This window comes from Ureibacillus sp. FSL K6-3587, from assembly GCF_038593165.1.
Lineage (GTDB): Bacteria > Bacillota > Bacilli > Bacillales_A > Planococcaceae > Ureibacillus > Ureibacillus suwonensis.
Map to the genome: position 1 here is coordinate 1,846,150 of NZ_CP151969.1, position 14,250 is coordinate 1,860,399.

Below are 14,250 nucleotides of genomic sequence, written 5' to 3' on the forward strand. Positions count from 1 at the left end.
AGGCTGGGACAAAACCCTCCTCTAAAATGGAAACAGCCCATGAAATGTTGGAATGAAATTTCATGGGCTGTTCTTCATTTTTTCAATAAAAATAAGGACATCTTCTGATAAAATTTAAGTATCTACCCCAAAAAATTTTATCAAAGGAAGTGTCCTTATGTTCAAATATTATAACATGAATCAATTAGTTTTGCCTCTAGATTTAGAAATAAAATTACAAGAAAATGATATTGCCTTCCACATTCACCATTTAGTTGAAAGTATCCCCGATGAAGCCTTTCAGCCGTTTCTTCGAAATACAGGTTGTCCTGCTTATCATCCACGCATGATGCTAAAAATTATTTTGTGTGCTTATTCCCAATCAGTCTTTTCAGGTCGGAAAATTGAAGCCCTTTTAAAGGACAGTATTCGGATGATGTGGTTGGCACAAGGCTATGAACCAAGTTATCGGACGATCAATCGTTTTCGTGTGCATCCGGAAGTAAAAGAATTAATTCGTCAATGTTTTGTCCAATTCCGTTGCCAACTGGTGGAAGAAAAATTAATTGATCAAGAAGCAATTTTCATTGACGGTACAAAGATTGAAGCGAATGCCAACCGATTTACTTTTGTGTGGAAAAAATCCATTGAAAAATACAACAAAAGCTTAATTGAAAAATCCAATCAGCTCTACAACGAACTGTTAGAGAAGGAAATCATCCCTGAAATGGAGCGGGAAAATGAGGGAGAACTGTCCGTTGAAGAACTCGCTCAAATGGTGCAACAAGTCGATGAAGTGATTACGGAATATGACCAAAAGATAGAAGCATCGCCCGATGCCACAGAACGAAAAGCATTAAGAAGCGAACGGAAATATCCGAAGCGAGTGTACAAACAGTTGATTGACTTGATTTTACGTAAACAAAAGTATCAAAAAGACTTCGAAATCTTGGGTGAACGGAATAGTTATTCCAAAACAGACTTAGATGCGACGTTCATGCGAATGAAAGACGACTATATGAAAAACGGTCAATTGAAGGCTGGATACAACGTACAAATCGCAACAGAAGGTCAATACGCACTGGCTTATGGCATTTTTCCAAATCCTACCGATACACGTACATTGATTCCGTTCTTGAATGAGATTGAGAAGCATTATTTTCCATTGCCAAAATATATTGTCGCAGATGCTGGTTATGGTAGTGAACAGAACTATGAGGACATCCTTTCGAATCGAAAATGTGAGGCACTTATTCCATATACCATGTATGAGAAAGAACAAAAGAAGAAATATAAACAAAACCCATTTCATCCAGACAATTGGACGTACGACGAAGAAAGTGATACCTACACGTGTCCGAATCAGCAGCGGGTAACCTTCCGATATCGTTCTGTACGTACCGATAAGACCGGTTTCAAACGAGAATTGAAAATCTATGAATGTGAAAACTGTTCGGGATGTCCATTCCGTTCTTCATGTACAAAAGCAAAGGAAGGCAACCACCGAAAAGTCATGGTGAATGAAAAATGGGAACGACAAAAAGAATATGTAAGAGCGAAGCTTTCAGAAGAAAAAGCAGGTTCTATTTTCCGTCAACGTAAAATGGACGTAGAACCAGTTTTTGGATTCTTGAAGGCTAATTTGCGTTTCACTCGATTTTCCGTCCGAGGAAAATCGAAGGTGGAAAATGAAATGGGGATTGCCTTAATGGCCGTGAATTTACGGAAATACACGGCCAACAAAGATCAACTGACCAAAAATAATGGAGAGAAATGGAAAAAGGAGAATTTGAGTTGGCTCAAATTCTCCTTTTTCCTATTTTGAAGCTAGTTTTGTCCCAGCCTCTTTTTGTGCGCCCGGCATGTACATGAACTATAGGGTGTAAGTCCCGAACCCCGAAGACAGAAGTAGAGGTTAGCCAAGAGCAAGGGTGTCCGTGGTGACGCGGAATCTGAAGGAAGCTGGAGGCAAAACACCGGTCCGAGGAACACGAACCTCATATAAGGCTAGGTATGATTGAGTGAGTTTGCAAAACAAAACAAAGCTCTTTCTGTCGAAGGTCATATCGAGTAGATGAGGCGGATAGATGGTGTGAAAGTGCATGTACTTACCCGGGGAGGTCTGGCGGATAGGTGAAGTACGCTTCATAACCTACTTAGTGATAAGTAGCTGAACCGTCAGAAGTCAGCAGAGGTCATAGTATTAGTTGGTCTAGAACAACTAAGAAGGACCGAACAATTAAGAGAGAATAGCCCTTGGCATTCAGTGAGTCATGATGAACACAGAAAACGTAGTACCTCACTTGAGGAAGGAAGCGGTGAATCCCGTGGGGGACCTCTTGGAGGGTGGAGTGACCACTGGCATAAAGAGAACAGCTATTCACGGAAGGAGAATAACGATGCTTTTGAATCAAATCCTGTCACGGGAGAACATGCTTCAAGCACTAAAACGTGTAGAACAGAATAAAGGAAGCCACGGAGTAGATATGATGCCCGTACAAAACCTACGACAGCACATAGTCGAAAACTGGCTATCTATTAAGGAGGCAATTCTCAAGGGAACTTATGAACCAATGCCAGTCCGCAGAGTCGAAATCCCGAAACCTGACGGCGGTGTTCGTTTACTAGGAATCCCTACCGTAACAGACCGTTTGATTCAACAAGCAATCGCCCAAGTACTTTCAAAAGTGTATGACCCTACATTCTCTGAAAACAGCTACGGATTTAGACCAAACCGAAGTGCCCATGATGCGGTGAAGAAAGCGAAAGAATATATAAGAGATGGACATCGATGGGTTGTAGATATGGACTTGGAGAAATTCTTTGATAAGGTCAACCATGACAGATTAATGGGTACACTCGCGAAGAGAATCCAAGATAAACCATTACTGAAATTGATTCGTAAGTATTTACAATCGGGAGTCATGATTAATGGTGTGGTGTCAAGCACATTAGAAGGAACTCCACAAGGAGGACCATTAAGTCCGCTACTATCTAACATTGTACTAGATGAACTAGATAAAGAATTGGAAAGAAGAGGACACAAATTCGTTCGATATGCGGATGACTGTAACATTTACGTGAAAAGTAAACGAGCAGGACTTCGCACAATGGCAAGCATTCAACGATTCATTGAAGGAAAACTACGACTGAAAGTAAATGAAAAGAAATCAGCGGTCGACCGTCCATGGAAACGTAAGTTTCTAGGATTTAGCTTTACCTATCATAAAGAGCCAAAGGTTCGTATCGCAAAAGAAAGCCTTAAACGAATGAAGAATAAAGTTCGTGAAATCACATCACGCAAGATGCCCTACCCGATGGAATACCGCATTCAGAAACTGAATCAATATCTAGTGGGATGGTGTGGATATTTTGCGTTAGCAGACACCAAATCTATATTCCTTGAATTAGATAAATGGATTCGTAGAAGACTTCGAATGTGTCTATGGAAGAACTGGAAGAAACCGAAAACAAAGACACGCAACCTTATTCAGCTTGGCGTACCACAATGGCAAGCGTATGAATGGGGAAATACTCGGAAGAGTTATTGGCGTATTTCAAATAGTCCAATATTACACAGAACCCTTGGTAACTCCTATTGGAGAAACCAAGGGTTGGAAAGTCTTGAAGCTCGTTATGAAAACTTGCGTCAATGATCTTAATTGAACCGCCGTATACGGAACCGTACGTACGGTGGTGTGAGAGGACGGGAGTTAATCGCTCCCTCCTACTCGATTGATAATTGAAGAAAATTGATTTCCGTTCCGGGGACGCTTTCCGCGGGCCCGGCTCGAGCCCAATGTCAGAAACTTATACAACCAATAATTTACAGTTAGTAGGCAACCATCTGGTTGTCTACTTTTAAAAATACTATTCAACCTACAAAGTGTTGATAATTTTCTAAAATCGGCTAAAAAAGGCAATAGGATGCCCGGGGCTTAAATTTTTATTTTTTTAAGCCCCTAATTTATTTACATTTAATAAACAAATAGGTTATATTTATCCTACGTATTGTTTATAGACACCTTTTTTGGTTTAGGGGATACTTTGTTGAGGACAGACCATTCCTTCGTGGGTAACTTCTCCCAAACCGAATAGGTGTCTTATTTCTTATAATCACTTTCATGATTTTTGTAAACATTCTCTCTCTTTTGATTGGACAATCTTCTAATAATAAGTGAACCATCCTATCTTTTAATTTTCCTATTAAGATATTTGTGTTTACTTGATAATCATGTTTTCGTCTTTTTTTCTTACTCTCCTCATTAATTGTTTCATTGGCATCATTTCTCAATAAACTGACCATATTCGATAAATATATTGATGCATAGAAATCTTGTTCAATTGCGATTTTCGAACTACCCGTGAAATTTTCTATTTCGATTTTATTTTTCACATCATTATATTCTGTTTCAATTCCCCAGCGTTTAAAATAAAGAGATTTAAACTCAGAGATATCAAACTCTTCCTCGGTTAAATTTGTGACAAGTATTTCTTCCGTGCCAGAATCCAGTGGGAATCTAACTACACGAGCAGTAATCACTTGTTTCCTATGTATTATATGAATGTTTTGATCAGCATCTTTCGCTTCGACAATTTCCTTTATCGTATTTTTTTGACATCGCATCACATATTTGATACCAAGGGCATCTAAATAGGCAATAAAATCTCTCGATGGATACCCTCGATCAAATAAAAAAAGATCATTTTTTAATCCAATTTGTACGAGTTCTTCAATCATATCCTTTGCACTATCTCGCTCAGCTACCTTATATGGATTGATTCTAGAAGTAATAATGATTCCATTCTCAAGATCGTAAATACAAGAGGCACTAGCTCTTGCATAACTTGTCTTATGATTTTTTCCATACCCAAAATAATTTCGAAGCTCCTCAGTATCAGGAATTTGGAGCACACTTCCATCGATTGCGCAAAGTCTAAATCCACGATAAGTTTTAAAGGAATTTTCTTCATAATACCAATTCACAATCGCTTTTGTAAGTTTTACAAAAGCGAGAGGAGAAATCTTTTTTCGTGCGGCTGAATAGCCTTGTTTGGAAATACTAATTTCTGATAAATTAAATTTGTCGAAAAAGTCGTCAAGTTCAATTTGGAGGCTCTTTTTAACAAAGTTTAAGCTAAATAGAATAGTATTTTTAAAATTTAACTTCTTTTCTTTTCGTGTAAAATACGTTTCTTTTGTCCGAGATTCAAGCATAAACATCACATCATTCAGCAACTTTCGAGTAATCTCAATTGCCCCTAAAAAAGTACTTTTTGTTTTCAAAAAAACCACCATCCTCGTTTTATTAACCAAAAATTGGATTCTAAAACGATTTTGGTGGACTTTTTAAAATTACAAGAGGCTTATTACCTAATTTTATAAAAGTTAAATTAAATATTATTTTCCATTAAATGTAACGTTAAGTTGATGACATTGGGCTCGAGCCTCCTCGGAGCTCAATCCTTCGCTCCTGCGGGGTCTCGAGAGGGCTCGTCGCAGGAAAGCTTTTGCTTTGCGACTAAGCGTGCGCGACAGGAGCACTCGCCCCGTCACTCCAATCAATTTTTTACAAAAATTCTTTTTGCAGCTCGTTCACTTTATTAGTTATGTCCCAGCCTCATTTCATTATTTTGTACGATTTTTAATTTTTTATCAAAGTCAAAATTTGCTAGTATGGAATTAGAACAGACGAGGTGTGAGGTGACATTCATGCAAAACAGAAAAATTATCGGGTTGCAAAAATTGGGAACGCAATGGACTACAGAAAGCCCTTTTATTTTGACTGCATATCACAAAGACATGTATCCGCCGGGCAACGAAGAGCAGGGAGTAGACGCGGAACTGCTGGAAGGACGGGACCTGGGGGAAGATTTTAAATTAAAGGATGGCTTTCGTATGTACCATGGAAAGGCGATTCCCGGATTTCCCGTTCATCCTCACAAAGGGTATGAAACAGTCACAATCGTTCTGCAAGGGGTAGTTGATCACTTCGATTCCAGGGGGTCTGTTTGCCGATATGCAAGCGGCGATGTCCAATGGTTGACTGCGGGGAAAGGATGCCAGCATTCTGAAATGTTTCCGCTTGTCAATAAGGAACAGACAAATCCACTTGAATTGTTTCAAATTTGGTTAAACTTGGATCAAAAAGGAAAAAAAGCGGAACCGGAATACCGAATGTTTTGGAGAGAAGATATCCCGGTTATTGAAAATGATTTCGATGGAAACAAAACAACAGTGAAAGTGATTGCCGGGGAAATGTATGGAATCACGGCTTTGGAACCGAACATGGCTTCTTGGGCGAAAAATAATAACCATCATGTGGGGATTTATTTGATACATATGGAGCCGGGAGCCATCATGACTCTTCCGAAAGTATCGGGTACCATCAATAGGAATTTGTATTATTATGAAGGGGGAACAATACAAATTGATGGTGCGGCGATACAAGCGAATTATCGCTGCAAACTGGCAGGGGACGAAGAGATTGTTATCCAAAACGGAGATCAATACAGTTCCATCCTTGTATTGGAAGGTGAGCCGATCAATGAGCCCGTTGCTCAATTCGGTCCTTTTGTGATGAATAAAAAGGAAGAAATTTATGCGACTTTTGCCGAATATAATAAAACAAAATTTGGCGGTTGGAAATGGGATAGACCGGATCCCGTGAATCATAGAGATGCGGGCAGATTTGCCAAATATCCGGATGGGATCATCGAAAAGCCGGGAGAATAAAAATTAAGGGTTTCAAGCAAGGAAACTTTCCTTGCTTGAAACCCTTATTCCACATTTCGTACGACAAGCACATCACATTTTGCGGAAGTGACGATATGCTGTGTGACAGATCCCAAAAAGATTTGTTCAGCAGGAGTCAATCCCGTTGCACCGCAGATGATTAAATCCGCATTCACTCTTTCGGCGACATCGATTGGAATCAGCTTTTTCGGGGAACCTTTTTCAATGATCACTTCAACATCTTCTATGTTTTGGGATGTTGCCTCTTTGCGGTATTGGTCCATCCGTTTATTTATTTCTTCAAGATTTCGCGTCAAAATTTCTTTATATTTTTTTGCCCTTGCTACACGGGTTGTATCAATAATCGTCACCAATTTTAAAGAAGCCTGATTTTCTTTCGCAATCCTAATTCCTTCATGAAGAGCCGCCTCAGACTCTTTTGAACCATCCATAGCGACTAAAATGTTTTTATAATTCGCGATCATGCCAATCACTCCTTTTGTTGGAAATATTATATCATGAAAGCGCATACAAAAATTTTGCAATATTGTGGAAGAATCATCCGTTTATGTTTATAAATCGATAATATGCTGATTCATGAAAAAAATTGCAAAACGGGGTTTCCAAAAAGCGAAATTGAAGGAATGAAAAAAGCCGGGGCAGAAATCTTCTTTCCGCCTCGGCTTATCAAGATTTTATCAAATTATTTCAACACATCGTGATCCACGTAACGTTCGCCGTTCAGTTCACTGATGACATTGATGGCAACCTTCGCACCGTCACCCGCTGTAATGATGGTATGGACGCTCACACCTGCGCATGTACCAGCAGCCCAGATGCCTTCCACATTTGTTTTGCCATTTGCGTCCACATCAAAAATAGTTTTTACTCTTGGCTCAGTCCCTGGTTTCGTATCAAGTCCGATGCTTTCCGCCAGATCAGTTAAAAAACCTGTGGCAAGGATGACATGTTTTGCTTCCACTTCGCCATTTTCATATTGGAGTTTAAATCCGTTTTCAGTTTTTGAAATGCCTGTCACTTTTGCTTCAATCAGTTCAGCACCGTAATGTTTAGCTTGTTCAATTCCTGTTCTCACCAATTCCGGTCCAGTAATTTCTTTCACGCCGTAGTGATTGTAAAGCATTGCACGTTTTGTTACGCCTTGGTCGCTGTCCAAAATCACCGTTTTCTTTCCTGCTTTTGCCGTAAAAATCGCAGCGCTTCCTCCGGCTGGTCCTGCGCCGATAATTGCTACATCATACATAAGCCATATCCCTCCTAAAATCTTCTATATTTATAATTCTACCAAAATAAAAGCACCGACTCTAAAAATATGGCTTTTTTTTCAAAAATTAAGGAGATTGTTTGATATTCCACTGATCGAGTATTACGATTTTATTAGCGACAGTTTTTGATTTTTGGAGGGGTTTGCAGTGGCAAGTTAATTGTCAATCGACTGGGACTACTTCATATCCGCTGAAAATCAAGAAATAACATCAAGTGTTGAAAATAAAAGAACGATCAATGATTTATGGTATAAGCGTTATTTTCAATACAAATCCTATGGAAAAGATTTTGAAAAATCTTTTGCCCTTTCGAAAGATGTTGATTTTTTCTGGAATAAAATTAAACAATTTTTCCGATGGGATCAAGAAGTGAACGTTTATGTATCGGATTCCCATGCTTTATCATACAAATTCGCGGAAAAATTTAATGTGGATGAAGTGTATCTTTTTGATGCCCATTCGGATCTGGGATACGGCGGGCTTGCTTCATTGCAGTTCGAAGTCAATTGTGCCAATTGGCTTGGAAAACTTTTGAAAAATGGAATCATCAATAAAGCGTATATCATCTACAGTCCTTTTACGAAGGAAAAGCCGGAATTTTTTAAAGAAATCAATAAAGCATTCAACATACAATATTTAAAATTTGATGATTTGTATGAAGGAATCAAAACCGCCGCCATCCATATTTGCCGTTCAGGGGCATGGAGTCCGCCTTGGTTTGATGGAAAATTTGTGGAATTCGTCAGAACTCTTGGATTGCCTTACAAAGTCTATCAATGTCCTATCAGAAAATGGAACCCGAACAATGTGACTTTTGCGCAAAAATTGGAGTATATGATGGCATGAATCTTCATTGATGAATAAAGCGGTACCGTCAACACATACTACCATAAAGGAGTGTGTTGCATATGAAAAAAGATTCATTGCCGGATTCAAAGAAGAAATTTGCTGATATTCCATATGAAGAAAAACCGGACCGGGTGCCATCAGACAATATCAGCCTTTTTGATTTGCATGAGGATATGCAGACAGTGGATTCGATTCCGGTGGATGAACTCAATAAACGGGTGAAAGCGGAAGGGGACGAGTTATTGGAAGAACTGTTCCGCAAAGAATCGCCGGATGAAAAGCATCATTTTGACAACGCTTAAAGCGGGGACAAAGCTGTCTTCCCTATAGAAAAAGGAGAAATTGAGAAGGCTCAATTTTTCCTTTTTTCATTTCACGCCATTTGGTAAGTTTATCATCATTTCGTGCACAAGTTGTCAAAATTTTCTTAGAAAACATAAACATTTACTCTTATAATAGAATCATACAGGGCACTTGAAGGAGTGTGACCTCCATGCGAAATTTGGTTATGAAAGGCTCCATGTTTCTCCATCTGTTATTCCTCGCTTGTGTATTTGTTTTTATTCCACATGATGTGAAAGCGGAAAAGCATTTTCAGGATATCGGTTCCGCCGACAGCCACTATGAAGCAATCAACTATTTGAATCAATTGGACGTCTATGATTATAAAACGGATGACAAGTTTCATCCCAATCAAAGTATTTCACGCAAGGAAGCGGCCAAAATCCTCCATACATTGTTCCATGACCATTTGCATGGAATCAGGGATTATAGCGGGGATCCGTTTAAGGATGCAGCGCCGTCGGATCCTTATTATGATTCCATCCTTTGGGCTTATGAAGCGGGAATATTTGATGGAGACGGAGGACGCTTTAGAGGGGAAGAACCTTTATACCGGGCCCAGTTGGCCAAAATTTTGGTGAATACATTCGATTTGCAATATTCGGGATGGATCCGGTTATTCCAGGATGTCCCAAAAGGGCATTGGGCATATGACTATATTTATACATTATACGGGCTTGGCATTACAACCGGAAGCAACGGGTATTTCATGCCTGAACAATATGTGACAAACGGCCAATTTGCCAGTTTCCTGTATCGAACCATCCTGGTTGCGGACTATGATAAAATCCTTGCGGCCGGCAAAATTCCGGAAAGAAAGCAGGCAAGCGGAAAAGTATTGGCCAGCTACAACTCGGAATACGAATTTGTTTGGCATCAAATCGGAAGAAATGAGCAATTGGAATTGGAAGGGGTCAACGAAAACAACGAAGTCGTCGGCTTTTACAGCACAATCAAAGGCAAAGAATTATTCGGGATAACGATTGGGAAAAGTGACAAAAACCAGGTTTTAAAGCAATATGGAAAAGGAATCGAAGCGATTTTAAAAAATAATCTTTGGTATAAACTGTTGAAAGATGAAGGCTATTCGATGTATTTCATCGAAGGGAAATATGTCACGTTCTTTTTCGATTTATACAACCGCGACACGGTAAGGTCGATTCTTTGGGTTGAAAGGGAATACGAAAAGAAAAAAGAAGGGTATTACGGAGATAATCGGGTGGAAGACCGGCGGGAAGGCTTTGAAAATTTAATGGTGGAATTGATGAATCAGGCCCGCGCCGCTGAAGGAATCCCCCCGCTTATCAGTGCGCAGCAATACCGGGAAACCGCCAGAAAACATAGCCTGGATATGGTGCGGAACCATTTCGTCTCCCATATCGGCAGCGACGGAAAAAGCGCTTTGGAGCGGATGCTTCTGGATGGCATGAATTTTGTCCAAGGCGGTGGAGAAAATATAGCGGCTGGCGCTTATAATACGATTTATGCCCATGAAGCTTTGATGAACAGCCTGGAACATCGGGAAAATATCTTGTATGGACGTTTTACCCATGCCTTCACCGGGGTTGCTTTTGATGGTACAACCCCTTATTGGACGATTGATTTTTATTTTGAAAATAAATAGTTTGGGATATGGACAATTGATTTCAATATTGCAAAATAAATATTGTTTCAACATAGATAACAGTTGTATATTACTTTGCCCAAATGATTGATTTTGATACCATTTCATGCTACTTTCATTTTAGTCAAGAAAATTGTTGGCAATGATTAAAGAGAATAGATGAAGAGAGATGAAGGAACAATGACTCAACCATTTTTGCCAGTATTATGTGGTTCAGATATGAATGCCTATGGAATGGCCCGTGCCTTCCATGAAGCATATGGAATAAAGTCCCTTGTAGTGGGCCGTTCCCACTTGACAGCGACGCAAGACAGCAAAATCATCCTTTTTGAACAAGTGGACAATTTTAATAAGCAGGAAGTCTTTTTGCCTGCATTGGAAAAGATAGCGGAAAAATACAAAGACACTAAACTGTTGCTTCTTGCTTGCGGGGATGATTATGCGAAACTGATCATTAAAAATAAGCCGGAACTACAAAAGCATTTCATTGTGCCATATATTGACGAATCGCTGATGGATCAAATTTTATTGAAAGAAAACTTCTATAAAATGTGCGAAAAATACGGTTTTAAATATCCGAAAACAACGATTATCAGCTATGAAAACTATAAAGACTTTGAAATCCCATTCGATTATCCAATCATCATCAAAGCTTCCAATTCCGTCGCTTATTGGGCATGCAAGTTCCCAGGCAAGAAAAAAGTGTTTGTCGCCCATGATGAAAATGAGAAAAATGCAATTTTGGACGCCATTTACAGCTCCACTTATAAAGACAATTTAATCATTCAGGAGTTCATTCCAGGCGACGATTCCTACATGCGCGTGTTAAATGCCTATGTAGGAAAAGACGGAAAAGTGAAGTTGATGTGTTTGGGCAATCCGATCTTGGAGGAACATTCGCCGGAAGGAATCGGAAGCTATGCGGCGATCATCACCACATACGACAAAGAATTGATGGATCGGGTGCGTTATTTCCTTGAAGATATCGGATTTACCGGCTTTGCGAATTTCGATATGAAAAAGGACCCTAGAACCGGGGAATACAATTTATTTGAAATCAATTTGCGGAATGGGCGTTCAAGCTATTTCGTGACGGCAGCCGGATACAACCTGATGAAGTATGTAGCGGACGACTATGTGTTCAATATCAAACAGGATCTGACTTATGCGGATAACAAACATTTATGGCTCGTCATTCCAAAAGGGGTATTATTTAAGTATGCTTCAAATGAGAAGTTGAAAATCGAAGCCAAAAAACTGATCCGCGAAGGAAAATGGACAAACTCCCTCTACTATCCTTACGATATGAATGCAAAACGTTGGATCAAATTGACATTGAACAAATTAAATTATTATCGAAAATATAAAAAATACTTTAATAAAAAAGGTTTGGCGGAATGATGAAAAAAACTTTGGGAATCATCGGAGGCGTCGGCCCCCTTGCGACAATGTTCCTTGGGGAAGCCATCGTACGCCTGACAAAAGCTGCAACAGACCAAGAACATGTTCATACGATTATTGACAACGACACAACCATTCCGGACCGTACAGCTTTCATTTTAGGAAAGTCAAATGATAATCCGGTGCCTGTCATTATTCGGGATGCCAAGAAACTGGCCGACTTTGGCGCTGATTTGGTTTGCATCCCGTGCAATACTGCCCATACCTTTTATGAAGAAATCCAACAGGGGTCCCCTGTACCCGTGATCCATATGATCAGGGAAACGGCGAAACGGGCACATGAACTTGAAGCCAATAGAGTGGCCATTTTAGCGACGGATGGCACCATTTTTTCGAAGGTGTATCAAAAGGCGCTGATGGAACAGGGAATCGAGCCGGTCATCCCTGATGAACATACGCAAAAACTTGTGATGTCCGTCATTTATGATGATGTGAAATCCGGAAAAGACGTATCGAGGGAAAAATGGAAAGAAATCGAAGAAGCGGTTTTTGCCCTTGATTGCGACCGGATCATTTTAGGATGTACAGAATTGTCCGTTGTGAATAAAAACTTGCAATTGGGGAATCGTTATATCGATTCATTGCTGGTATTGGCTGAAACTGCAATCATCCGCTGCGGATATGAAGTGAAGAAATAGAATGGACGTAAAAGAATTCGCTTGTATTCAAGGACCGTGCTGGAATGGAACATATCAATTCCGGCACGAATGGCGAATTCTTTTTTCATCATTATCGGGCTCCATGCTTTTTTACATAATATCATTGGTGGAACGATGGAATGAATCCTTACGAAAAAGTGGTAAACTTGACAAGGGAAGGTGGGAAAAACGTGTCAGTAATAGAATTATTAAATGAAACATTGAAGCAAAAGTGGAAGTTTGAACGGACGATGAAAGTGCAGGATGAAATGATCCCGGCCATGTTGGAAGGAAAAGATATCGTGGCGGAATCCCCGACCGGTTCCGGCAAAACATTGGCATATGTTCTTCCGATGCTACATAAATTGGATGGTTCGAAAAAAAGTACTCAAGGTTTGATTGTCGCACCTTCTCAGGAACTTGCCATGCAAATTGTAGAAGTGATCCGGGAGTGGAGTGCCGGAACAAATATTACCGTTCAACAGCTCATCGGCGGAGCGAACGTGGCCCGTCAAATTGAAAAGCTGAAGAAAAAACCGACCATCGTGGTTGGAACGCCCGGCCGAATAAATGAGTTGGTCCGCGCCAATAAATTAAAGTTAAGAGAAATTGAAATCATCGTATTGGATGAATGTGACCAATTATTGAGCAGAGAGTATCGGGTTATTGTGAAATCCTTTATAGAGGGTGCATCCCCTAAGCGGCAAGTGGTTTTGGTGTCAGCAACCATTACGGACGAGATCCGGTTGGTTGCAAGCCGGATGATGAAAGATCCGTTGAATATTCAAATCAAACCGGAAGATATGGTGAAAGTCGGAAAAGTGGTTCATTCATTTGTGAAAGTGGAAGAACGGGACAAAACGGATGCGTTAAGAAGGCTTGCCAATATTGAAGGAGTTCGGGGCCTTGCGTTCATCAACAATTTGGATCAATTGTTATTGAAAGAAATGAAATTGAAATATAAGGATACAAAAGTGGTATCGTTGCATGCGGACATGAGCAAAGAGCAGCGGAAAAAATCTTTGGAAGATTTCCGCAAAGGCGAAGCGCGCATTTTATTGGCAACCGATTTGGCTGCACGGGGATTGGATATTGAAGGACTTACCCATGTGATTCATGTGGATCTCCCGCATACAGTGGAACAATACTTGCATCGGTCCGGGCGCACGGGCAGAGCGGGAGCCGATGGGGAAGTGCTGACGCTTCTTTCATATAAGGATGAAAAAAATTATAAGAAGCTGTTGCGGCAAGCAGGGCAAAAACCTGTCCAAAAGGTGATCTACAAAGGACAATTAATTGAAGGAAATGCGAATACCATCGCCAAAAAGTGAGGGA

General features: G+C 40.1%; 12 protein-coding genes. 9 read left to right on the forward strand and 3 right to left on the reverse strand.

Annotated features, from left to right (window positions below; all coding sequences use genetic code 11):
- Window positions 1-157: 157 nt before the first annotated feature.
- Complete coding sequence (locus tag NSS77_RS09060) at window positions 158-1,804, forward strand: IS1182 family transposase (protein WP_342468503.1); 1,647 nt, start codon at window positions 158-160, stop codon at window positions 1,802-1,804.
- Between the two features lie 574 nt (window positions 1,805-2,378).
- Window positions 2,379-3,635, forward strand: coding sequence for a group II intron reverse transcriptase/maturase (gene ltrA / locus NSS77_RS09065; RefSeq protein ID WP_342471167.1), 1,257 nt, complete (start codon window positions 2,379-2,381; stop codon window positions 3,633-3,635).
- Window positions 3,636-3,994: 359 nt separating this feature from the next.
- On the opposite strand, the gene NSS77_RS09070 is transcribed toward ltrA, so the two are convergent.
- On the reverse strand, window positions 3,995-5,266 hold the full coding sequence (locus NSS77_RS09070) for an IS4 family transposase (RefSeq protein WP_208650901.1): 1,272 nt from the start codon (window positions 5,264-5,266) through the stop codon (window positions 3,995-3,997).
- A gap of 426 nt (window positions 5,267-5,692) precedes the next feature.
- Here NSS77_RS09070 and NSS77_RS09075 point away from each other — a divergent pair, with 426 nt between their 5' ends.
- A complete protein-coding gene (locus tag NSS77_RS09075) occupies window positions 5,693-6,715 on the forward strand; it encodes a pirin family protein (protein ID WP_342468504.1) in 1,023 nt (340 codons plus the stop codon).
- A 44-nt stretch (window positions 6,716-6,759) separates the two neighbouring features.
- Here the strand turns inward: NSS77_RS09075 and NSS77_RS09080 are convergent, their stop codons facing one another.
- Together NSS77_RS09080 and NSS77_RS09085 are read right to left on the reverse strand one after the other, a co-directional pair.
- On the reverse strand, window positions 6,760-7,200 hold the full coding sequence (locus NSS77_RS09080) for a universal stress protein (RefSeq protein WP_342468505.1): 441 nt from the start codon (window positions 7,198-7,200) through the stop codon (window positions 6,760-6,762).
- 218 nt (window positions 7,201-7,418) lie between these two features.
- The gene (locus NSS77_RS09085; RefSeq protein WP_342468506.1) at window positions 7,419-7,979 is read right to left on the reverse strand and encodes an FAD-dependent oxidoreductase; all 561 of its coding nucleotides are present in this window, start codon (window positions 7,977-7,979) and stop codon (window positions 7,419-7,421) included.
- A 181-nt stretch (window positions 7,980-8,160) separates the two neighbouring features.
- Here NSS77_RS09085 and NSS77_RS09090 point away from each other — a divergent pair, with 181 nt between their 5' ends.
- From NSS77_RS09090 to NSS77_RS09115, 6 genes are all read left to right on the forward strand, one after another.
- Window positions 8,161-8,847, forward strand: a complete 687-nt coding sequence (locus NSS77_RS09090; RefSeq protein WP_342468507.1) for an arginase — start codon at window positions 8,161-8,163, stop codon at window positions 8,845-8,847.
- A 62-nt stretch (window positions 8,848-8,909) separates the two neighbouring features.
- On the forward strand, window positions 8,910-9,152 hold the full coding sequence (locus NSS77_RS09095) for a hypothetical protein (protein ID WP_342468508.1): 243 nt from the start codon (window positions 8,910-8,912) through the stop codon (window positions 9,150-9,152).
- A gap of 191 nt (window positions 9,153-9,343) precedes the next feature.
- On the forward strand, window positions 9,344-10,816 hold the full coding sequence (locus NSS77_RS09100) for an S-layer homology domain-containing protein (RefSeq protein ID WP_342468509.1): 1,473 nt from the start codon (window positions 9,344-9,346) through the stop codon (window positions 10,814-10,816).
- Between the two features lie 180 nt (window positions 10,817-10,996).
- On the forward strand, window positions 10,997-12,217 hold the full coding sequence (locus tag NSS77_RS09105; RefSeq protein WP_342468510.1) for an ATP-grasp domain-containing protein: 1,221 nt from the start codon (window positions 10,997-10,999) through the stop codon (window positions 12,215-12,217).
- On the forward strand, window positions 12,214-12,915 hold the full coding sequence (locus NSS77_RS09110) for an amino acid racemase (protein WP_342468511.1): 702 nt from the start codon (window positions 12,214-12,216) through the stop codon (window positions 12,913-12,915). Before NSS77_RS09105 ends, NSS77_RS09110 begins: the two co-directional genes overlap by 4 nt.
- 191 nt (window positions 12,916-13,106) lie before the next feature.
- A complete protein-coding gene (locus NSS77_RS09115) occupies window positions 13,107-14,246 on the forward strand; it encodes a DEAD/DEAH box helicase (protein ID WP_342471244.1) in 1,140 nt (379 codons plus the stop codon).
- Window positions 14,247-14,250 lie beyond the last annotated feature (4 nt).